This window comes from Kitasatospora sp. NE20-6 (genome assembly GCF_045862635.1).
Genome location: NZ_BPRL01000022.1, coordinates 124,597 through 148,779 on the forward strand (window position 1 = coordinate 124,597; position 24,183 = coordinate 148,779).

At 74.9% G+C, this 24,183-nt stretch carries 1 protein-coding gene; it reads right to left on the bottom strand.

Annotated features, from left to right (window positions below; genetic code table 11):
* Position 1 precedes the first annotated feature (1 nt).
* Positions 2-24,109 carry a non-ribosomal peptide synthase/polyketide synthase gene (locus SNE206_RS19335; protein ID WP_407914661.1) on the bottom strand — a complete coding sequence of 8,036 codons (24,108 nt, stop codon included), beginning with the start codon at positions 24,107-24,109 and terminating at the stop codon, positions 2-4.
* Positions 24,110-24,183 lie beyond the last annotated feature (74 nt).

Consider the following 24,183-nt stretch of genomic DNA (forward strand, 5'->3'; position numbering starts at 1 on the left):
GTCAGTCCTCCTGGTGGGCAAGGGTGGTGTCATCGGTGTCACCGGTGGCCCCGGCGATCCTGGCGGCCAGGACCGGTCCGATCTGGGCCAGCGAGCCGGCCTGGGTCATCCGGTCGTGCCGGGTGGTGATCTCGTGCGATTCGATCCGGCCGCCGATGTACGGGCGCCAGGTCTCCGGACCGGCGTCGTTGCCGTCCCGGTCGATCGTGGAGTTGAACAGCAGCAGGTCTCCGTCGAAACCACCGGGGACGAAGTCGACCGCCAGCCTCGCGTTGTTGATCATGATGTTGACGATGACCTCGATCTGCCGCTCGGTCAGGCCCTGCAGCGCGCTGCCCCGCCGGTTCAGGACCTCGGCGACCTCGGCGTAGGTCACCACCTGGTCGCCCAGCTCGTCCGGGTCGACGTCGAGCACACCGACGAGCACGTCCCGCTCGGTGGGCACGGGCATCTCCTCGAACCGCACGTCCTTCACCGGGTAGGCGTCGAGGATCGCCAGCAGTGCGGTCCGCTCGCCGCGCGCCTGCAGCTCGCAGGCGATCGCGTGGGCGATCAGCCCGCCGGCGGACCAGCCGAGCAGCAGGTACGGGCCCTCCGGCTGGATCTTCCGGATCTGTTCGGCGTAGTCGGCCGCCATCTCCTCGTAGGACGCGGGCAGGGTTTCGGGCCGGCGCAGGCCGCGCGCCTGGATCGCGTAGACCGGGTGCTGGGGACCGATGTGGTTCAGCAGCCCGCTGTACGACCAGCTGATGCCGCCGCCGGGGTGGATGCAGAACAGCGGTGTGCCGGTGCCGGTCGAACGCAGCGGCAGCACCACGTCCAGCGCGTCGTCGGGATTGTCCATGACCAGGCGCTCGGTGAGCCCGGCCACGGTCGGTGCCTCGAACAGCATGCGCAGGCCCAGCTCCAGCCCGAGGGTCTCGCGGACGCGGGAGGCCAGCCGGGCGGCCAGCAGCGAGTGCCCGCCGAGGTCGAAGAAGCTGTCGTCGATGTTCACCTGCTCCCGGCCGAGGACCTCGGCGAAGAGGCCGCACAGCAGCTGCTCCTGCGGCGTCCGGGGGCCCCGCCCGGCGTCCGACGCCCCGTACTCGGGGGCGGGCAGGGCGGCCCGGTCGAGCTTGCCGTTGGCGGTCAGCGGCAGCGCGTCCACGGTGACGAACGCCGCCGGCACCATGTAGTCGGGCAGTTCGCGGCGCAGCCGGCCGGCCAGTGCGGCCGTCTCCGGCCCGCCCCCGGGGGCGGGCACCAGGTAGGCGACCAGCCGCTTGTCGCCCGGCCGGTCCTCGCGGGCGACCACGGCCGCCTGGGCGACGCCCGGGCAGCCCGCCAGGACCGCCTCGATCTCTCCGGGCTCGATCCGCAGGCCGCGGAGCTTGACCTGGTGGTCCGTGCGTCCGGCGAACTCCAGCGTCCCTCCACCGGCTTCCGGCCGGGAGTGCCCCCAGGGGAGCCACCACGCCAGGTCGCCGGTGCGGTACATCCGGCTCCCGGCCGGCCCGTAGGGGTCGGCGGTGAAGCGCTCCGCCGTCAGGCCGGGTCGGCCGAGGTAGCCGCGGGCCACTCCGGTGCCCGCGAGGTACAGCTCGCCGACCATGCCCGTCGGCACCGGCCGCAGTGCCGCGTCGAGCACGTAGGCGCGCATGTTCGCCATCGGCCCGCCGATCGGCACGGTCGCGGCGTGCTCGGGGAGGGCGCGCACCGGGTGGCAGGTGGCCAGGGTGGTGGCCTCGGTGGGCCCGTAGCCGTTGACCACCTCGATGCCGGGGCAGGCCGCCAGGACCCGTGCGACGGCGGTCGGCGAGACCACGTCGCCGCCGGTCCAGACCTCGCGCACCCCGGCGAGCAGGCCGGGGCGCTCTTCGGCGACCAGGCGGAACAGGCCGGCGGTGAGCCACAGTCCGGTCACCCCGTGTGCGGCGATCGTGTGCTGCAGCAGGTCGAGGTCGAGCTGCCCGGGCGGTGCGACCACGATCCGGCCGCCGTTGAGCAGCGGCACCCACAGCTCGTAGGTCGACAGGTCGAAGGCGGTCGGGGAGTGCATCAGCACCCGTTCGTGTCCGCCGCCGCGCCATTCGGGGGTGAGCGCGTGTCCCACCACGTCGCGGTGGGTGACGGCGACGCCCTTCGGCCGGCCGGTCGAGCCGGAGGTGTACATGATGTACGCCAGCTGCTGCGGTTCGCAGGGGACTTCGACGTCGGACGGATCGGGTTCGGACTGCACCAGTGCGGTCAGCACCTCCTGGGTGAGCATCACGGCCGCCCCGCTCTCCCGCATGATCAGGTCGATCCGGGAGGAGGGGAAGCGCGAGTCCAGCGGCACGTAGGCGCCACCGGCCTTGACGATCGCCAGGATCGCCACGACCAGCTCCGCCGAGCGCTCCAGCAGCACCGCGACCGGCGTCTCCGGCCGTACGCCCTGGCGGACCAGCGCCCGCGCCAGCCGGTTGGACCACAGGTCGAGCTCCCGGTAGGTCAGTTCGGTGCCGCCCGCGACGACGGCCACCGCCTCCGGGGTGGCCCGCACCTGGCGGGCGAACAGCTCCGGCACCGCGGCGCCGGGCAGTTCGACGACGGCGCCGTTGGACGCCGACACCAGCCGGCAGCGCTCCTCGTCGGACATGATGTCGATCCGGCTGATCGGCCGGTCCGGGTCGGCGGCCGCCGTGCGCAGCAGCCGGGCCCAGCGCTCGAACAGCAGGTGCACGGTCCGCGCGTCGAACAGGTCGGTGGCGTACTCCACCGCGCCGACCAGGCCGGCGGGGCCGCCGTCCGGGCCGAACTGCTCGGCCAGGCTGAACGTCAGGTCGACCCGCGCGGTGCCGGTCGGCGCCTCCAGGTGGCCGGTCTCCAGCCCCGGCAGCGCGAACTCGCCGAGCGGCGCGTTCTGCAGGGCCAGCATGATCTGGAACAGCGGGTGGTGCGCCAGCGACCGTACCGGGTTGACCACCTCGACCAGGTACTCGAACGGCACGTCCTGGTGGTCGTACGCGGTGAGCGCCTTCTGCCGTACCCGGCCGAGCAGTTCGGCGAAGCCGGGGTCGCCGCCGGTGTCGGTGCGCAGCACCAGGGTGTTGACGAAGAACCCGACGAGCTCGTCCAGCGCCTGGTCGGTGCGGCCGGCGATCGGGCTGCCGACCGGGATGTCCGTACCGGCGCCGAGCCGGGTGAGCAGCGCGGCGAGGCCGGCCTGGAGCACCATGAACATGCTGGCGCCGCGCGCGGCGGCCAGGTCCCGCAGGGCCTGGTGGAGTTCGGGGTCCAGCCGGACCACGACCCGGTCGCCCTGCTGGGAGGCCACCGGCGGCCGGGGCCGGTCGGCGGGCAGCTGCAGCTGTTGCGGTACGCCCGTCAACTCACCCTTCCAGTATGCAAGTTGCCGGGCAAACAGACTGTCCGGGTCGGCGGCGTCGCCGAGCAGGTCGCGCTGCCAGCGGGTGTAGTCGGCGTACTGCACCGGCAGCGGGGACCACTGCGGCTCCCCGCCCCGGCAGCGGGCCGCGTAGGCCGCGGCCAGGTCACCGGCGAGCGGGCCCATGGACCAGCCGTCGGCGGCGATGTGGTGCACCACGACCAGCAGCGCGTGCCGGTCGGGGGCGAGCGCGTAGAGCTCCGCCCGGACCGGCGGCTCCGCCGCCAGGTCGAAGCCGCGCCGGGCCGTCCGCGCCAGCCGCTCGGCGAGCGCACTGTCGTCGAGCTCGACCAGCGGCAGCTCCGGGTACGCCTGCGACGCGTCCAGCACGACCTGGTACGGCACGCCGTCCGTCTCGCGGAAGACCGTCCGCAGGCTCTCGTGCCGGGCGATCACGTCCGCGAGCGCGGCGTGCAGGGCCGGGCGGTCCAGTTCACCGGTCAGGCTCAGCGCGAGCGGCATGTTGTAGGTGGCGCCCGGCCCGTCCATCCGGTGCAGGAACCACAGGCGGCGCTGGGCGAAGGACAGCGGCACCCGGTCCGGCCGGGGCCGGGCGGTCAGCGCGGGCCGCGCCGTTCCGCAGCCGTCCAGCCGGGCCGCCAGGGCGGCCACGGTCGGGGTCTCGAACAGCGTCCGGACCTCCAGTTCCGCGCCGAGGGTCGCCCGCACCCGGGAGGCCAGCCGGGTCGCCAGCAGGGAGTGCCCGCCCAGGTCGAAGAAGCTGTCCTCGACCCCGACCTGCGCCAGCCCGAGCACCTCGGCGAACAGCTCGGCGAGGAGCTGCTCCTGCGGGGTGCGGGGTGCCCGCCCGGCCGCGGCCGGGCCGGGGTCCGGGGCGGGCAGGGCGCGGCGGTCGAGCTTGCCGCTGGCCGTCAGCGGCAGCGCATCCAGCGCCACGAAGGCGGACGGGACCAGGTAGTCGGGCAGCCGCCCGCGCAGCCAGTCGCGGAGTTCGCCGAGGAGGGCGCCGGTGCCCCGGCTGCCGGTCGGACGGTTGGTCAGCGAGGACAGCGTCCGGCCGGCGGCCCGGGCCGGGCGGTACGGCTCGACCGGGGAGCCCGGCAGGGTCCGCGGGTCGGAGAGGACGACGTCCACGGTGTCGGCCGCGGTGGCCGACCAGGTGACGTTCACCCGGCGGCCGAACTCCCGCCCGATGGCGTGGAAATCGTCCGGGTCGGGAAGGTCGCCCTCCTCCGGGGCGTGCAGCCGTTCCAGCAGCTCGTCGAGCGAACCGTCCCCGTCCTGCACCGCCCGGGCGAGGGCGGACTCCCGCGCCACCCGGCGGTTCGGCACCCTGGTGATCCGCAGCACCTCCGCGGGCGACCCGGCGAGCAGCTCGCGCAGCCCGTCCGCCCCGGCGACCTGCCGCCCCCACTCCAGCTCGACGGAGCGGCCCGGGGACGCCGGGGTGACCGGCGCCTTGTGCAGCGTCACGTCGTAGCGGTAGCGGGTCAGTTCGTTGTGGTGACGGCCGCGCTTGACCTCCACCACGACCGCGCCGACATCCGCGCCGAGCCCCGTACCGGCATCCGCGCCGAGCCCCGTACCGGCATCCGTACCGAGCCCCGTACCGACATCCGCGCCGAGCCCCGTGCCGTGCTCCCGCAGGACGGTGAAGAAGTCCGGGTCGACCAGCAGTTCCTTCTCCACCCGAACGGCCTGCTCCACCGCGCGACGCACCGCCGCGAGGTCGGCGCCGGCGCCGGTCCGGCGCAGTTGGACGGCCGTGGCCAGCGGGCGCAGCAGCCGCAGGTTGCGGACGTCGCCGATGAACAGGGCGCCGCCGGGGGCGAGCAACCGCATCAGCTTCCCGATCACCTCCGCGAGGTAGTCGGCCGACGGGAAGTACTGCACCACCGAGTTGATCACGATGGTGTCGAACTCCCCGGCGGGCAGCCCGTCGGTGTCGTGCGCCGGACGGGTCTGCAGCACCACGCGCCCGGCGAGCCGCTCCTCGCACGCCACCTGGGCGGCCAGCGCGTCGATCGCGGTGGCGGAGAAGTCCGTCGCCCAGTAGGTCTCGCAGTGCGGTGCGATCTGCGAGAGCAGCAGACCGGTGCCGACGCCGACCTCCAGCACCCGGCGGGGGCGCAGGGCCAGGATGCGGGCGACGGTTGCGTCCCGCCACTCGCGCATCTGCTCGACCGGGATCGGAGTGGCGTCGTAACTGCTGTTCCAGCCGACGAAGTTCTGGCCGAAGGCGGCTTCCCCGGGAGCGATGGGCAGGGCGTCGTAGATGTCCTGCCACTCACCCACGTGGTCGGCTTCGAGGCCGCCGTCCCGGGTCGTGTCCTGGCGCGGGACGACGTAGCCGACGAGCCGGTCGTCCCGGGCGAGGACGGCGGCCCGGGCGACGGCGGGGTGCCCGGCCAGCGCCGCCTCGATCTCACCGGGCTCGACGCGGAAGCCCCGGACCTTCACCTGGTCGTCGGCGCGGCCGACGTACTCCAGCCCGCCGTCGCCCAGCCAGCGCACCAGGTCGCCGGTGCGGTACATACGGCTCCCGGGCGGGCCGAACGGGCAGGCGAGGAACCGCCCGGCCGTCAGTCCGGGCCGGTTCAGGTAGCCGCGTGCCAGGCCCGCGCCCGCGACGTACAGCTCCCCCGCCACTCCCGGGGGCACCGGCCGCAGCCGCTCGTCCAGCACGTACACCCGGGCGTTGGCGATCGGCCGGCCGATCGGCGGCACGCCCGTGCCGGGCGACAGCGGGTCGCTCATGGTCGCGCAGACCGTCGTCTCCGTCGGCCCGTACGCGTTGATCATCCGTCGGCCCGGCGCCCAGCGGTCCACCAGCTCCGGCGGGCACGCCTCACCCGCCACCACCAGCGTCGACACCTGCACCGAGCCCTCCGGCACGGCGGCGAGGACGGACGGGGGCACGGTCGCATGGGTGACCGCGAGGCCCGGGTCGGTCAGCGCGGCGACCGGGTCCGCCGCCGGGGGCAGCACCAGGGCCGCGCCGCACAGCAGGGCGGTGCAGATCTCCGACACCGAGGCGTCGAAGCTGGGTGAGGCGAACTGGAGCACCCGGCTGCCGGGTTCGATCGCGAACCGCTCGATCTGCCCGGCGACCAGGCTCGCCACACCGCCGTGCGCGACCACGACGCCCTTGGGGCGGCCGGTCGAGCCCGAGGTGTAGATCACGTAGGCCGGATGCCGGACGTCGAGCGCGACCTCCGGATCGGTGTCCGGCCAGTCCCCCTCGACCACCATCGCCGGATCGTCGACCAGCAGCACCGGACGGGCGTCCTCCAGCATGAAGTCGATCCGCGCCTGCGGGTACGCCGGATCCACCGGCAGGTACGCCGCCCCGGCCTTCAACACCCCCAGGACCGCCACCACCGACTCCACCGAACGCGGCAGGGCCACCGCCACGATCCGCTCCGGCCCCACCCCCCGCGCGATCAGCGCATGCGCGAACCGGTTCGCCCGCACATCCAACTGACGGTACGTCAACTCGACATCACCACACACCAGCGCCACCGCGTCCGGCGCCGCCGCCACCTGCACCGCGAACGCCTGCGGGACCGGGACGGCGGCCACCTCCCGGGCGGTCGCGTTGCCACGCTCCAGCAGCCGGTGCCGCTCGTCGGCGTCGAGGAGCTCGATCCGTCCGATCGGCCGGTCAGGGTCGGCGGTGACCGCCTCCAGCAGGAGCGTCCAGCGCCGGGCGAGGGCGTCGACCGTCGAGCGGTCGAACAGGTCGGTGGCGTACTCGACCGCGCCGACGATCCCGGCCGGGCTGCCGTCCGGACCGAACTGCTCGACCAGGCTCACCCCGAGGTCGAACTTGGCGGTCCCGGTGGCCACCGCGTAGGTGGCGACGTCCAGTCCGGGCAGGGAGAACCGGCCCATCGGCGCGTTCTGCACGGCCAGGACGGTCTGGAACAGCGGGTGGTGGGACAGCGACCGGGACGGGTTCAGCGCCTCCACCAGGTGCTCGAACGGCACGTCCTGGTGCGCGTACGCCGACAGCGCCGTCTCCCGCACCCGCCCCAGCAGCTCCGCGAAACTCGGATCACCACTCGTGTCGGTGCGCAGCACCAGCGTGTTGACGAAGAACCCGACCAGATCGTCCAGCGCCTCGTCGGTACGCCCCGCGATCGGCGAACCGATCGGGATGTCCGTCCCCGCACCCAGCCGCGTGTACAGCGCGGCGAGGGCCGCCTGCAGCACCATGAACAGGCTCGTACCCGAGCGTCGCGCCAACTCCACCAGAGCGGTGTGCAGTTCGGGGCTCAGCTCCAGGCCGACGTGGTCCCCGCGCCAGCCGGCGACAGCCGGCCTCGGCCGGTCGGTGGGCAGTTGGAGCAGCTCCGGCAGGTCGGACAGCTGTCGCTTCCAGTAGTCGAGCTGCTCGGCGAACCGGCTCTGCGGGTCGGCGGCGTCACCGAGCAGGTCCCGCTGCCACAGCGTGTAGTCCGCGTACTGCACCGGCAGGGCCGGCCGGTGCGGCGCGCGGCCCTCGCACCGGGCGGCGTACGCCTCGGCCAGGTCGCGGGCCAGCGGACCGGTGGACCAGCCGTCCCCGACGATGTGGTGCATGACCAGCAGCAGCACGTGCTCGTCCGGCGCGAGCGCGAACAGCTCGGCCCGCAGCGGCACTTCCGATGTCAGGTCGAAGGGCCGCCGGGCGGACCCGGCGAGCCGCTCGTACAGTTCGGCCTCCGACACCTCGGTCCGCCGCGGCCGGGGCCGGGCCGCGGCCGGGTCCAGGATGCGCTGGCAGGGTACGCCGTCGACCTCCGGGAAGACCGTCCGCAGGCTCTCGTGCCGGGCCACCACGTCGGCCAGGGCCTGGTCCAGCGCCGCCCGGTCGAGCGTCCCGGTCAGCCGGAGCGCCAGCGGGATGTGGTAGGTCGCGGCGGCGGCGTCCATGCGGTGCAGGAACCAGAGCCGGCGCTGGGCGAAGGAGAGCGGCACCGCCTCCGGCCGCTCGTGCGCGGTCAGCGCCGGGCGGGCGTGGCCTGCCCCGGCCAGCGCCCCGGCCAGGCCCGCCACGGTGGGCGCCTGGAACAGCGCGCGCAGCCCCAGCTCCACGCCGAGCACCGAGCGCACCCGTGCGGCCAGCCGGGTGGCGAGCAGGGAGTGCCCGCCGAGGTCGAAGAAGTCGTCGTCGACCCCGACCCGGGCGAGGCCCAGCACCTCGGCGAACAGCCCGCACAGGATCTGCTCCTGCGGGGTGCGCGGCGCCCGCCCGGCCTCGGCCGGGCCGGGGTCGGGGGCGGGCAGCACCGCCCGGTCCAGCTTCCCGTTCGGCGTCAGCGGCAACGTGTCCAGCAGCACGAAGACGGCGGGCACCAGGTAGTCGGGCAGCCGGTCACGCAGGTACGCCGCCAGCTCCGCCGGTCGGACGGTCGCGTCGGAACGCGTCGCCACGTAGCCGACGAGCCGGTCGTCCCGGGCGAGGACGGCGGCCCGGGCGACGGCGGGGTGCCCGGCCAGCGCCGCCTCGATCTCGCCGAGTTCGACGCGGAAGCCCCGGACCTTCACCTGGTCGTCGGCGCGGCCGACGTACTCCAGCCCGCCGTCGCCCAGCCGGCGCACCAGGTCGCCGGTGCGGTACATGCGGCTCCCGGGCGGGCCGAACGGGCAGGCGAGGAACCGCCCGGCCGTCGGTCCGGGCCGGTTCAGGTAGCCACGCGCCAGGCCCGCGCCCGCGACGTACAGCTCCCCCGCCACTCCCGGCGGCACGATGCGCAGCCGCTCGTCGAGGACGTACACCCGGAATCCCGCGACCGGCCGGCCGATCGGCGGCGTGCCCGTGCCGGGCGACAGCGGGTCGCTCATGGTCGCGCAGACCGTCGTCTCCGTCGGCCCGTAGGCGTTGATCATCCGTCGGCCCGGCGCCCAGCGGTCCACCAGCTCCGGCGGGCACGCCTCACCCGCCACCACCAGGGTGCCGGCGGTGAGTTCGGCGCTCTCCACCGCGGCCAGGGCCGAGGGCGGCAGCGTGACGTGGGTGACGTCGAGCCGGCGGTCCGTCAAGGCCTCCAGCGGGGCCTCGGACGGGGCCAGGACGAGGGCTGCGCCGGTGAGCAGGGCGCTGCAGAGGTCCCAGAAGGACGCGTCGAAGCTGGGCGAGGTGAACTGGAGCACCCGGCTGCCCGGCGCCACGCCGAGCCGCTCGACCTGCGCCGCCACCAGGCTCGACACCCCGGTGTGGCTCACCACGACGCCCTTGGGGCGGCCCGTCGAGCCCGAGGTGTAGATCACGTAGGCCGGATGCCGGACGTCGAGCGCGACCTCCGGATCGGTGTCCGGCCAGTCCCCCCCGACCACCATCGCCGGATCGTCGACCAGCAGCACCGGACGGGCATCCTCCAGCATGAACGCGATCCGCGCCTGCGGGTACGCCGGATCCACCGGCAGGTACGCCGCCCCGGCCTTCAACACCCCCAGGACCGCCACCACCGACTCCACCGAACGCGGCAGGGCCACCGCCACGATCCGCTCCGGCCCCACCCCCCGTGCGATCAGCGCATGCGCGAACCGGTTCGCCCGCACATCCAACTGACGGTACGTCAACTCGACATCACCACACACCAGCGCCACCGCGTCCGGCGCCGCCGCCACCTGCACCGCGAACAGCCCCGGCAGGCCCACCGCGGCCGTCTCGGCGGCGGCGGCGGGCAGCAGCTCGCGCCGCTCCCCGGCGGACAGCAGGTCGATCCCGCCGACCGGCAGGTCCGGCGCGGCGGCGACCGCGGCCAGCAGCCTGGTCCAGCGGGCGACGAGGGCTTCGACCGTCGAGCGGTCGAACAGGTCGGTGCTGTACTCGACCGCACCGCTGAGCCCGGCCGGCGCACCGTCGGGCCCGTGCTCCTCCGCGAACCCGAAGGTCAGGTCGAGCCGTGAGGTGCCGGTGGGCACGGTCACCCCGGAGACCTGGAGGCCCGGCAGCTCGAAGTCACCTCCCGGCGCGTTCTGCACGACCAGCCCGGTCTGGAACAGCGGGTGGTGGGACAGCGACCGGGACGGGTTCAGCGCCTCCACCAGGTGCTCGAACGGCACGTCCTGGTGCGCGTACGCCGACAGCGCCGTCTCCCGCACGCGCCCCAGCAGCTCCGCGAAACTCGGATCACCGCTCGTGTCGGTGCGCAGCACCAGCGTGTTGACGAAGAACCCGACCAGATCGTCCAGCGCCTCGTCGGTGCGCCCAGCGATCGGACTCCCGATCGCGATGTCCGTGCCCGCCCCCAGCCGCGTGTACAGCGCGGCGAGGGCCGCCTGCAGCACCATGAACAGGGTCGTACCCGAGCGTCGCGCCAACTCCGCCAGAGCCGCGTGCAGTTCGGCGTCGATCCGGATTTCCAGCAGGTCTCCGCCGTACGACATGGTGGCCGGGCGCGGCCGGTCGGCAGGCAGCTGCAGCTGCTCGGGCAGCCCGGCCAGCGCCTCCGTCCAGTAGGCGACCTGGCGGGCGAACACGCTGTCGGCGTCGTGCTCGTCGCCCAGGATCTCCTGCTGCCACAGGGTGTAGTCGCCGTACTGCACCGGCAGCGGCGGCCATGCCGGCGCCCCGCCCTGGCGGCGTGCCGCGTACGCGGTGGCGAGATCGGCGGCCAGCGGGCCCATGGACCAGCCGTCCCCGACGATGTGGTGCATGACGAGCAGCAGCACGTGCTCGTCCGGCGCGAGCGCGAACAGCTCGGCCCGCAGCGGCACTTCCGATGTCAGGTCGAAGCCGCGCACCGCCGCCTCGCGCAGCAGGGCGGGCACCTCCGCCGCGTCGGCCGCGCGCACGGTCAGCGGGACGACACCCTCGGTGGTGTCCAGCACCCGCTGGTGCGGGACACCGGCGATGTGCGGGAAGACCGTGCGCAGGGTCTCGTGCCGGGCCGCCACGTCCGCGAGCGCGGTGCTCAGCGCGCCCCGGTCGAGGTCTCCGGACAGCCGCAGGGCCAGCGGCATGTGGTAGGTGGCGCTCGGCGCCCCGAACTGCTGGAGGAACCAGAGCCGGCGCTGGGCGAACGACAGCGGCATCGGTTCGCGGCGGGGCCGGGGCACCAGGGCCTGCCGCGCGGTGCCGGCGCCGTGCAGCCCGGCGGCGAGTCCGGCGGGCGTCGGGGTCCGGAACAGGCTGCGCAGTTCCAGCTCGGCCCCGAGGGTCGCCCGGACCCGCGAGACCAGGCGGGTGGCGAGCAGGGAGTGCCCGCCGAGGTCGAAGAAGTCGTCGTCGACCCCGACCCGGGCGAGGCCCAGCACCTCGGCGAACAGCCCGCACAGGATCTGCTCCTGCGGCGTGCGCGGCGCCCGCCCGCCGATCGTGCCCGGCTGCTCGGGCGCGGGCAGCGCCGCCCGGTCCAGCTTCCCGTTCGGCGTCAGCGGCAACGCGTCCAGCACCACGAACGCGGCCGGCACCAAGTGGTCGGGCAGCCGGTCACGCAGGTACGCCGCCAGCTCCGCCGCGGTCGCGCCGGTCCCCGCCGGGGGGACGACGTACGCGACGATCCGGGTCTCGCCCGGGCGGTCCTCGCGGGCGAGCACGGCGACCTGGGCGACGCCCGGGTGCGCGGTCAGCTCGGCCTCGATCTCGCCCGGCTCGATCCGGAACCCGCGGACCTTCACCTGGTGGTCCACCCGCCCGGCGAACTCCAGCTCGCCGTCGGCGCGCCAGCGCACCAGGTCGCCGGTACGGTACATCAGCGAGCCCGCCGGACCGTACGGGTCCGCGACGAAGCGCGTCGCGGTGAGCCCGGGCCGGTTCAGGTAGCCGCGGGCGAGGCCCGCCCCGGCGAGGTACAGCTCGCCGAGCACGCCCGGGGCGACCGGCCGCAGGGCCGGATCCAGGACATACACCTGGCAGTTGTCGATCGGACGGCCGATCGGCACCGGCAGCGGGCAGTCGGCGGGGTCGGCCGGCAGCGGGTAGGCGGTGACCACGTGGGTCTCGGCGGGCCCGTAGTGGTTGTGCAGCACCCGGCCCGGCCGCCGGGCCTGGAGGCGGCGCACCGCACCGCCGAGGCGCATCGCCTCACCGGCCTGGGCGACCAGTCGCAGGCTCGGCAGCTCCAGCCCGGCCTCCCCGGCGGCCTCGGCGAGCGCCTCGATCACCAGGTTGGGTGCGAACAGCTCCTCGACCCCGTGCCGTTCCAGCCAGTGGGCGAACAGCTCGGCGCTGCGGCGCTGTTCCTCGGTCGGCACCACGAGGGTCTTGCCGTACAGCAGCGCGGAGAGCATCTCCTGGACCGAGACGTCGAAGCTGATCGCGGTGAACTGCGCGGTGCGCGTGCCGGGTTCGCCGCCGACGGCCCGGTGGTGCCACGCCAGCAGGTTCAGCAGTCCGGCGGCGGGCATCACCACGGCCTTGGGGCGGCCGGTGGAGCCCGAGGTGTAGATGACGTAGGCCGGGTGCCGGGCGTCCACGGGGACGGCCGGATCGGTCTCCGGCTGCTCGCCGGCCGGTGTGACGGCCGCGAGGCCGTCGAGCACCACGGCCGGCCGGGCGTCCTCCAGCATGGAGGCGATGCGGGCGGCCGGGTAGTCCGGGTCGACCGGCAGGTAGGCCGCGCCCGTCTTGAGCACCGCGAGGACGGCGACCACCAGCTCGGCGGAGCGCGGCAGCCGCAGGGCGACGATCTGCTCCGGCCCGGCCCCGCGCGCGATCAGCGCGTGCGCCAGGCGGTTGGCCCGGCGGTTCAGTTCGCGGTAGGTCAGCACGGTGCCCTCGGACACCACGGCCGGGGCCTCCAGGGTCGCGCGGACCTGCGCCTCGAACAGGGCGGGCAGGCCGGCGCCGGGAGCCGGCCGGGCGGTGTCGTTGCGCACGACCAGCAGCTCGTGCCGCTCCTCCGCGGTGAGGACGTCGATCCGGCTCAGCGGCCGGTCCGGTTGGGCGACCGCCGCCGTCAGCAGGCGCAGCCAGCGGGCGACCAGGGCCTCCACCGTGGCGTGGTCGAACAGGTCGGTGCTGTACTCGACCCGCCCGACGATGCCCTCGGCCGGGCCGCCGGTGCCGCCGCGCTCCAGCAGGTGGAAGCCGAGGTCGAACATCGCCGTCGGCGTCCGCACCAGGACGATCCCGGTGGCCAGACCGCTCGGCGCGAACTCGGTGCGGGGCACGTTCTGCAGCGCGAGCAGCACCTGGAACAGCGGCTGGCGGGTGAGCGACCGGGACGGGTTGAGGGCCTCGACGACGTGCTCGAACGGCAGGTCCTGGTGCGCGTACGCGCCGAGCGCGTTCTCCCGGACCCTGCCCAGCAGTTCGGCGAAGGACGGGTCGCCGCTCGTGTCCGTGCGGAGCACCAGGGTGTTGACGAAGAACCCGACGAGGTCGTCCGTGGCCTGGTCGGTCCGGCCGGCGATCAGGCTGCCGACCGGGATGTCCGTGCCCGCGCCGAGCTTGTCCAGCAGCGACGCCAGGGCGGCCTGCAGCACCATGTAGACGCTGGCGCCGTGGTCGCGGCCCAGCCGGACCAGCCCGGCGTGCAGTTCGGCGTCCAGTTCGATCGCGAGGTGGCCGCCGGAGCAGGAGGGGGTCGCGGGGCGGTGGCGGTCGGCGGGGAGCCGGATCTGCTCCGGCAGGTCCGCCAGCGTCCGCTTCCAGTAGTCCGTCTGACGGGCGGACAGGCTGTCCGGGTCGGCCGCGTCGCCGAGCAGCCGGTGCTGCCACAGGGTGTAGTCGGCGTACTGCACCGGCAGAGGCGCCCACTGCGGCTCGCCGCCCTGGCGGCGTGCCGCGTACGCGGTGGCGAGATCGGCGGCCAGCGGGCCCAGCGACCAGCCGTCACCGGCGATGTGGTGCATCACCAGGAGCAGCACGTGCTCGTCCGCCGAGAGCTCGAACACCTCGGCGCGCAGCGGTGGTTCGGCCGCGAGGTCGAATCCGCGTGCTGCGGACCCCGCCAGCAGTTCCGGCAGGGCCGGCTCGTCGGCCGGGGTGACCGCCAGCCTCGGGCGGGCCTCTCCGGCGGCCAGCACCTGCTGGTGGGGCACACCGGCGACGGCCGGGAAGACCGTGCGCAGGGTTTCGTGCCGGTCGACGACGTCGCCGAGCGCCTGCTCCAGGGCCGCCAGGTCCAGCGGTCCGGACAGCCGCCATGCCAGCGGCATGTTGTAGACCGAGTCGGCGCCCTCCAGTTGGCGCAGGAACCACAGCCGCTGCTGGGCGGACGACAGCGGCACCAGCCCGGGCCGCTCCGCCCGCACCAGGGCGGGCCGGGCCCGGTCCGCGCCGCCCAGCCCGGCGGCCAGCCCGGCCACGGTGGGGCTGCGGAACAGGGTGTGCAGCGCCAGCTCCACGCCCAGGGTCGTACGGACCCGGGCCACCAGCCGGGTGGCCAGCAGGGAGTGCCCGCCCAGGTCGAAGAAGTCGTCGTCGGCCCCGACCTGAGGCAGGCCGAGCACCTCGGCGAACAGCCCCGCCAGCACGTGCTCCTCAGGGGTGTGCGGTGCCCGGCCGGTCCGTGCCACGGTGGACCCGGGCTCGGGCAGTGCGCGCCGGTCCAGCTTGCCGCTGGCGTTCAGCGGCAGGGCGTCGAGAGAGACGAACGCGGCCGGCACCATGTAGTCCGGCAGCCGCTCGCGCAGGTGCGCCCGCAGGTCCTCCGGCCGGAGCTCCGCCCCGGGGGCGGGCACCAGGTAGGCGACCAGGCGGGTGTCCTGCTCCCGGTCCTGCCGGACGGTCACGGCGGCCCGCGCGACCTGCGGGTGTTCCGCCAGGACGGCCTCGATCTCGCCGAGTTCGATGCGGAATCCGCGGATCTTGACCTGGTCGTCGGTGCGTCCCAGGAACTCCAGGTTCCCGTCCGGGCCCCACCGCACCAGGTCACCGGTGCGGTACATCCGCGCACCGGCCGGCCCGGACGGGTCCGCCACGAACCGCCCGGCGGTCAGACCCGGCCGGTTCAGGTAACCGCGCGCCAGGCCCGCACCGGCGATGTACAGCTCACCCGGCACACCGGCCGGCAGCGGCTGCAGGGCACCGTCGAGCACGTACAGCCGGACGCCCCCGAGCGGCCGGCCGATCACCGGACGCGGGCTCGACGCCAGCGGCGCGACCACCGAGTCCACCGTGCACTCGGCCGGCCCGTAGTAGTTGAGGGAGGACACCCCCTCGACGGCCCGCAGCCGCTCCCACAGCCGCTCCGGAACGGCCTCCCCGCCCAGCGCGACCATCGGCGGACGCCACCGCGGGTCGTCCAGCAGGCCGTTCTCGACGAGGACCTGCAGGTAGGACGGGGTACCGCCGACGGTGTCCAGCCCGGCCCGCACGGCGTACCCGAGGTAGGCCTCCGGGTCGGTCCAGGTCGCCTCGTCCAGGACGTGCAGCTCATGGCCGGCATACAGGGCGAACATCTGGTCGCAGGAGGCGTCGAACGAGACGGACGTGGTCAGCCCCATCCGTACCCGCTTGCCCGTCCCGAAGAGCAGCGGGCGCTGGTTGGCGAACAGGTTGGACAGGCCGCCGTGCGTCGCCACCACGCCCTTGGGCTTGCCGGTGGAACCGGAGGTGTAGATGACGTAGACCGGGTGGCCCGGATCGACGGCCACCGCGGGGTCCGTCACCGGGCAGCCCGCCACCAGCGCGGCCGTGGCCGGGTCGTCGACCACCAGCCACCCGGCGGGACCGGCCTCCGGCAGCCGCTCCCGGGTGCGGGCGTCGGTCACCACCAGGACCGGCCGGGCGTCGTCGAGCATGTACCCGATCCGGGCGGCCGGGTACTCCGGGTCGACCGGGACGTACGCCGCGCCGGCCTTCAGCACCGCGAGGATCGCCACCACCAGCCCGGCCGAGCGCGGCAGCGCCACCGCCACCAGCCGTTCCGGCCCCGCACCCCGCGCGATCAGGGCGTGCGCCAGCCGGTTCGCCCGCGCGTCCAGCTCCGCGTACGTCAGCGAGGCTTCCGGCCCCACCAGCGCGAGGGCGTCCGGAGTCGCCCGCACCTGGGCCCGGAACAGCTCCGGCAGGCTCGCGGTGAAGGCCTCGGCGGCCGGGCCGGTGCCCAGCGCCGTCAGCTCGCCGTGCTCCTCCGCGGTGAGCAGGCCGAACCGGCTGAGCCGCCGCCGCGGGTCGTCGACCGCGGCGCGGAGCAGCCGCACCCACCGCCCGACCATCGTCTCGACGGCGGCCGGGTCGTACAGGTCGCTGGTGTACTCGACGAAAACGTCGATCCCCTCCGGGGCGGGGGCGCCTCCCGGGCCGCCAGGCCCGGGGGGACCGTCCTGGGCGTGCCGCTCGGACAGGGTGAAGATCAGGTCGAGCTTGGCGGTGGTCGACGTCGACGGCATGTCGCCGACGCGCAGCCCGGGCGGCGCGAAGTCGGCCCGGGGTGCGTTCTGCAGCACCAGCATGACCTGGAACAGCGGGTGGTGCGCCAGCGACCGGGACGGGTTCAGGACCTCGACCAGGTATTCGAACGGAAGGTCCTGGTGGGCGTACCCGGCCAGCGCGGTGTCCCGGACCCGGCCGAGCAGCTCGGCGAACGTCGGATCGCCCGAGGTGTCGGTGCGGAACACCAGGGTGTTGACGAAGTAGCCGACCAGCTCGTCCTGCGCCTGGTCGGTCCGGCCCGCGACCGGGCTGCCGACCGGGATGTCGTCGCCCGCGCCGAGCTTGCTCAGCAGCGCCGCCAGTCCTGCCTGGAGCACCATGAACAGACTGGTCCCGTGGGCGCGGGCGAGCTCGCGCAGGCCGCGGTGCAGCTCGGCGTCCAGCCCGGCCCGCACGGAACCGCCCCGGTGCGAGGCGACCGCCGGGCGGGGCCGGTCGGTCGGCAGCTGGATCAGCTCCGGCAGGCCGGCCAGCGCCTCCGTCCAGTAGGCCGCCTGGCCGGCGAACAGGCTGTCCCGGTCGGCGGAGTCGCCGAGCAGTTCGTGCTGCCACAGGGTGTAGTCGGCGTACTGGACCGGCAGCTCCTCCCACTGCGGCTCCTCGCCGCGGCAGCGCGCCGCGTAGGCGGCGGTCAGGCCCTGCGCGAGCGGGCCCAGCGACCAGCCGTCACCCGCGATGTGGTGGAGCACCAGCTGGAACACGTGCTCGTCCGGTGCCAGCTCGAACAGCTCGGCACGCAGCGGCACATCGGCCGCCAGGTCGAACCGGCGGGCCTTCGCCTCCGCCATGACGGCCGGCAGCCCGGCCTCGGTGGTGCGGCTCACGAGCAGCCGCGGGCGGCCCGCCACGGCGTCCAGCACCTGCTGGTGCGGCACGCCGTCCACCGCCGGGAAGACGGTGCGCAGGCTCTCGTGCCGGGCCACCACGTCCGCCACGGCAGCCTCCAGGGCCCGCCGGTCCAGGTCCCCGGACAGCCGCCAGGCCAGGGAGATGTGGTAGCTCGCGCCGGCGCCCTCCAGCTGGTGCAGGAACCACAGCCGCCGCTGCGCGAACGACAGCGGGATCACCTCGGGGCGCTCGCGCCGGGTCAGGGGGGTCTGCGCCGGTCCGGCCGCCACCAGGGCGGCGGCCAGGCCGGCCGGGGTCGGCGCCTCGAACAGGGTGCGCAGCGGCATCTCCACGCCGAGCGTCGCGCGGATCCGGGCGGCCAGGCGGGTGGCCAGCAGGGAGTGCCCGCCCAGGTCGAAGAAGCCGTCCTCGACGCCGGCCGACGTCACGCCCAGGACCTCGGCGAACAGCTCGCAGAGGATCTGCTCCTGCGGGGTGCGCGGCGCGCGGGCGGTGGCCGCCGGGGCGAGGCCGGGGGCGGGCAGGGCCCGGTGGTCCAGCTTGCCGTTGGCGGTCAGCGGCAGCGCGTCCAGCACCACGAACGCCGACGGCACCATGTGCTCCGGCAACCGCTCGCGCAGGTACCCGCGCAGGTCGGCCTGCCTCGGTGCGGCGCCCGCGGCGGGCACCAGGTACGCGACCAGCCGGGTGTCGTCGGCCCGGTCCTGCCGTGCGAGGACGGCGACCTGGGCGACGCCGGGGTGGGCGGCCAGCGCCGCCTCGATCTCGCCGAGCTCGATGCGGAAGCCGCGCACCTTGACCTGCTGGTCGGCCCGGCCGACGTAGCGCAGGCCGCCGTCCGCGCGGCGGCGCACCACGTCGCCGCTGCGGTACATCCGCGATCCCGGCGGTCCGAACGGGTCCGCCACGAACCGCCCGGCGGTCAGGCCCGGCCGGTTCAGGTAGCCGCGCGCCAGCCCGGGGCCCGCGACGTACAGCTCGCCGGGCACGCCCGGGGCCACCGGCCGCAGGCCGCCGTCGAGCACGTACGTCCGCAGGTCCGGGAGGGCCGCTCCGACCTCGCCGGCCGCGGTGCCCGAGGGGTCGATCGCCGCGTACGTGACGTGCACGGTGGTCTCGGTGATGCCGTACATGTTGACCAGCCGCGGCGCGTCCTGCGGGTGCCGGTCGTACCAGCTCGCCAGCCGGGCGTGTTCCAGCGCCTCGCCGCCGAACACCACCGTGCGCAGGGCGAGTTCGCGGCCGGTCTCCGGTGCCTCCGCGTCCGCCTGCATCAGCTGGTAGAAGGCGGACGGCGTCTGGTTGAGCACCGTCACCCGCTCGCGGACGAGGAGTTCCAGGAACCGGCCGGGCGTGCGGCCGGTCTCGTGGTCCACGACCACCAGGCGGCCGCCGTGCAGCAGCGCGCCCCACAGCTCCCACACCGAGAAGTCGAAGGCGTAGGAGTGGAAGAGGGTCCAGACGTCGTCGGCGGAGAAGCCGAACAGCTCCCGGGTGGTGTCGAACAGGCGCACCACGTTGCGGTGCGGGACCACCACGCCCTTGGGGTTGCCGGTGGAGCCGGAGGTGTGGATGACGTAGGCGGCGTGGCCGGGATCGACGGCGACCCCCGGGTCCGTGTCCGGCAGGCCGTCCAGGTCGGTGGTGTCCAGCAGCAGCCGGTCCACGTGGTCCGCCCCCGGCAGCTCGCCGGTCCGGCCGGTCGTCACGAGCAGCGCGGGGCGGGTGTCCCGGAGCAGGTAGGCGATCCTGGCGGCCGGGTACGCCGGGTCCACCGGGACGTACGCGCCGCCGGCCTTGAGCACCGCGAGCACCGCCACGACCAGCTCCGCCGAGCGCGGCAGGGCCAGTGCCACCAACTGCTCCGGTCCCACGCCCCGGTCGATCAGGGCGTGCGCGAGCCGGTTGGCCCGGGCGTTCAGCTCGCCGTACGTCAGGGTGACTCCGCCGTCCGTGAGGGCGACGGCAGCCGGGTCGGCCCGCACCTGCCGCTCGAACAGCGCGGTCAGGCTGTTCTCCGGCAGTTCCCCGCTCCGGTCGGCGTCGGCGTCGGCGGGGAGCAGCGCGCGGAGCTCGTCGGCGGACAGCACGTCCACCTGGCCGATCCGTCGGCCGGGGTCGGCGACGACGGCGCGGAGCAGCCGCAGCCACCGGTCGACGATCTCCGCCACGGTGGCCTCGTCGAACAGGTCGGTGCCGTACTCCACCAGACCCGACAGCCCGTCCGCGCCGGGCTGTTCGGCCAGGACGAAGGTCAGGTCGCACTTGGCCGTCCCGGTGGGCACCAGGTCCGTCGCCACCCGCAGCCGCGGCAGGTCGAACGTGCCGAGCGGCGCGTTCTGCAGGGCGAGCATGGTCTGGAACAGGGGGTGGTGCGCCAGGGTCCGGGTCGGGTTCAGCGCCTCGACCAGGTGCTCGAACGGCACGTCCTGGTGCGCGTACGCGGCCAGGGCGTCGGAGCGCACCCGGCCCAGCAGTTCGGTGAACGACGGGTCGCCCGACAGGTCGGTGCGCAGCACCAGGGTGTTGACGAAGAAGCCGACCAGGTCGTCCAGGGCCTCGTCGGTGCGGCCGGCGATCGGCGTGCCGATCGGGACGTCGTTGCCCGCGCCGAGCTTGCCCAGCAGGGCGGCCAGTCCGGCCTGGAGCACCATGAAGAGGCTGGCGCCGCCGTCACGGGCGAGCGCGCGCAGGCCCTGGTGCAGCTCGGCGTCGATCCGCACCGGCAGGTGGGCGCCCCGGTAGGACATCGCCGCCGGCCGGGGCCGGTCGAACGGCAGCTCGACCTGCTCGGGCAGGTCCGCCAGCTGCTCCCGCCAGTAGGCGAGCTGGCCGTTCAGCAGGCTGTCCGGGTCCGCGCCGTCGCCCAGCAGTTCCTGCTGCCATAGGGCGTAGTCGGCGTACTGGACCGGCAGCGGCGACCACTCCGGCTTCGACCCTTCGGCACGGGCCGCGTAGGCGGTGGTCAGGTCCCGCAGGAGCGGCCCCGTCGACCAGCCGTCACCGGCGATGTGGTGCACGACCAGCAGCAGCACGTGCTCCTCGGTGCCGAGCTGGAACAGTTCGGCACGCAGCGGCGGCTCCTGGGAGAGCTCGAAGGCGTACCGCGCCGCCTCCGTCAGCCGGTTCGGCAGGTCGCGCCCGCCGGCCGCGGTCACCCGCAGCCGGGGCCGGGCCGCGTCGAGGTCGAGCACCTGCTGGCACGGCACGCCGTCGACCACCGGGAAGACGGTGCGCAGGCTCTCGTGCCGCTCGACCACGTCCGCCAGGGCGGTCTCCAGGGCCCGCTGGTCCAGGTCTCCGGAGAGCCGCAGCGTCAGCGGGATGTTGTAGGTGGCGCTGGGGCCCTCCATGCGGTGCAGGAACCACAGCCTGCGCTGCGCGAAGGACAGCGGGACCGCCCCGGGCCGCTCGCGCGCCGTGAGCGCGGGCCGGGCCCGGCCCGCGACGTCGACCGCCGCCGCCAGTTCCGCCACCGTCGGCGCGTCGAACAGGTCGCGCAGCCTCAGCTCCACGCCCAGCACCGACCGTGCCCGGGCGACCAGCCGGGTGGCCAGCAGGGAGTGCCCGCCGAGGTCGAAGAAGCTGTCGTCCGGCCCGGCCCCGGCGACCCCCAGCACCTCGGCGAACAGGCCGGCGAGAAGGTGCTCGGTCGCGGTGCGCGGGGCGCGGCCCGGGGCGGCGGCCTGGGGCTCGGGGGCCGGCAGGGCCCGCCGGTCGAGCTTGCCGTTCGGGGTCAGCGGCAGGGCGTCCAGCACCACGAACGCCGACGGCACCATGTGCTCCGGCAGCCGCTCCCGCAGCCAGGTCCTCAGCACGTCCGGCCGGAGGACCTGCCCCGCCGCGGGGACGGCGTAGGCGACCAGCCGGGGTTCCCCGTCGGTGCGCACCGTGACGGCGGCCCGCGCGACCCGGGGGTGCCCGGCGAGGACGGCCTCGATCTCGCCGGGTTCCACCCGGAATCCGCGGATCTTGACCTGGTCGTCGGTGCGGCCCAGGAACTCCAGGTTCCCGTCCGGTCCCCACCGCACCAGGTCACCGGTGCGGTACATCCGCGCACCGGCCGGCCCGGAAGGGTCCGCCACGAACCGCCCCGCGGTCAGCCCCGGCCGGTTCAGGTAACCGCGCGCCAGACCCGCACCGGCGATGTACAGCTCACCCGGCACACCGGCCGGCAGCGGCCGCAGGGCGCCGTCGAGCACGTGCAGCCGGGTGTTGGTGGCGGGCCGGCCGATGACCGGGCGGGGGCTCGTCCCCATCGGCGCGACCACCGAGTTGACGGTGCACTCGGACGGTCCGTAGAAGTTGAGGCAGGACACCCCGTCGGCCGCCCGCAGGTCCGCCCACAGCTGCTCGGGGACGGCCTCGCCGCCCGCCGCGACCATGGCCGGGCGTCGCTGCGGATCGCTCAGCAGCCCGTGGGCGAGGAGGACCCGGAGGTAGGAGGGGGTGGCCTCGACGAAGTCCAGTCCGCAGCGCCTCGCGTGACCGACGAAGGCGTCGGGGTCGGTCCAGGTCGCGTGGTCCAGGACGTGCAGCTCGTGGCCCGCGAACAGGGCGAGCAGCTGGTTCCACGACGCGTCGAAGGACACCGAGGTGGTCAGGGCCACCCGCAGCCGCCGGCCGCCCGGCAGCGGCGGGAGGTGCGCCTGGCGGAGGTCGGTGAGCAGGTTGAGCAGGCCGCTGTGGGTCGGCAGCACGCCCTTGGGCCGTCCGGTGGAGCCGGAGGTGTGGATGACGTACGCCGGGTGGCCCGGATCGACGGCCACCCCCGGGTCGGCCGCCGGGCAGGCCGCCACCAGGGCGGCCGTGGCCGGGTCGTCGAGCACCAGCCGGTCGACGGGACCGGTGTCGGGCAGGCGGTCCCCGCTGCGGGCGTCGGTGACCACCAGGGCCGGCCGGGCGTCGTCGAGCAGGTACGCGATCCGGGCGGCCGGGTACTCGGGGTCGACCGGGACGTACGCCGCGCCGGTCTTCAGCACCGCGAGGATCGCCGTCACCAGCTCGGCCGAGCGCGGCAGGGCCACCGCCACCAGCCGTTCCGGCCCCGCTCCCCGCGCGATCAGGGCGTGCGCCAGCCGGTTCGCCCGCGCGTCCAGTTCCGCGTACGTCAGCGAGACGTCCCCGCAGACCAGCGCGACGAGGTCCGGGGTCGCCCGCACGTGCTCCCGGAACAGCTCCGGCAGGCTCGCGGCCTGTCCCGGAACCACCGGCCCGGTGCCGAGGGCCGCCACCTCGCGGTGCTCCCCGGCCGTGAGCAGGTCGATCCGGCCCACCGCCTCGTCCGGGTCGCAGTCCGCGACGGCGTCGAGCAGGGCCAGCAGCCGCTGCTGGTGGGCGGCGAGGTCGTCGTCGCCGTACGCCTCCGGCGCGCCGTGCAGCCGGAGGAGCGGAGGGTTGCCGTCGCGGTAGTCGAACACCCAGACCGCCAGGTCGGTGGTCGACCCCGACACGAAGTGGTGCACGGAGGCGGGGTGTCCGGCGAAGCTCGGCCTGGAGTTGAAGGCCATGATGTTGACGATCAGCGGGAACGCCGTCCCGATGCTGCCGGGCGCACCGAGGTCCCGCAGCAGGTCCTCGCTGCGGTAGCGCTCGTGCGCGACGGCCGCGTCGACCTCCTGCGCCACCTGGGCGACGAGGTCACGCCACGGCATGTCCGGCCGCACGGTCAGCCGCAGCGGCACCACGTTGGACATCGTGCCGGGCACCGACATCAGGTCGCGGTCGGAGCCCCGGCGGGCGGTGACGGGGAGGGCGAGCACCACGTCCCGGGCGCCGCTCAGCCTGTGGGCGTAGAGCGCCGTCGCCGCGATCACCACCCGGGACCACCGGACACCGGCCCGGCCCGCCGCAGCCCGCAACGCCTCGGGGCTCCGCAGCTCCAGCTCCCCGGCCAGGCGCAGGGCGCGGTGCGGGTCGGTCGCGGGGCTGTCGGTGAGCCGTGTCGGGGCGGGCAGGTCGGCGAAGCGCCCGGTCCAGTAGGAGCGGTCGGCGGTGAAGGCCGCCGACGCGCGGTAGGCGGCGTCGCTGTCGACCAGGTCCTTCAGGGAACCGAACGGGGACGGCGTCACCGGCCCGCCCCCGGCCAGTGCCGAGTACACGTCACCGACCCGCTGCCTGACCAGGGCGCTGCTGATCGCGTCCAGCACCACGTGGTGGTAGTTCAGGTACCAGAGGAACTCGGTCGGCGACAGCCTGATCAGCGCGTGCCCGAACAGCGGGTCCCGGGCGAGGTCCAGCGGGCGCATCAGGTCCCGCTGCATCCACTCCACGGCCGCTGCACGGGGTGCGGGCTCCCCCCCGAGGTCCAGGTGCACCGGCGCCCAGGCCCAGGTCTCGCGGAGGATCTGGTGCGGGCCCTCGCCGTCGTCGGCGAACGTCACGTGCAGGGCGTCGACCTCGTCGACCACCCGGCGCAGCGCGGTCTCGAACAGCTCCGGGTCCACCGGCCCGTGGATCTCCAGGCACTCGCCGACGCGGTAGCCCGGGATCGCCGTGCGGGAGCGCTGCTCGGCGAACCAGATCTCGCGCTGGGCCGCCGTCAGGGGAAGGACGTCGCCGTCGCGACGGGACATGGGGGTACCTCCAGAAGTGTGGGCGGGCGGGATCGCCGGGCGCGCCGGACCACGCCGACCGCGGTGGTGTCACG

What these genes read in the sequence shown, in the direction of transcription:
- SNE206_RS19335 (WP_407914661.1), bottom strand. Translation starts at nt 24,109, where the DNA reads ATGTCCCGTCGCGACGGCGACGTCCTTCCCCTGACGGCGGCCCAGCGC.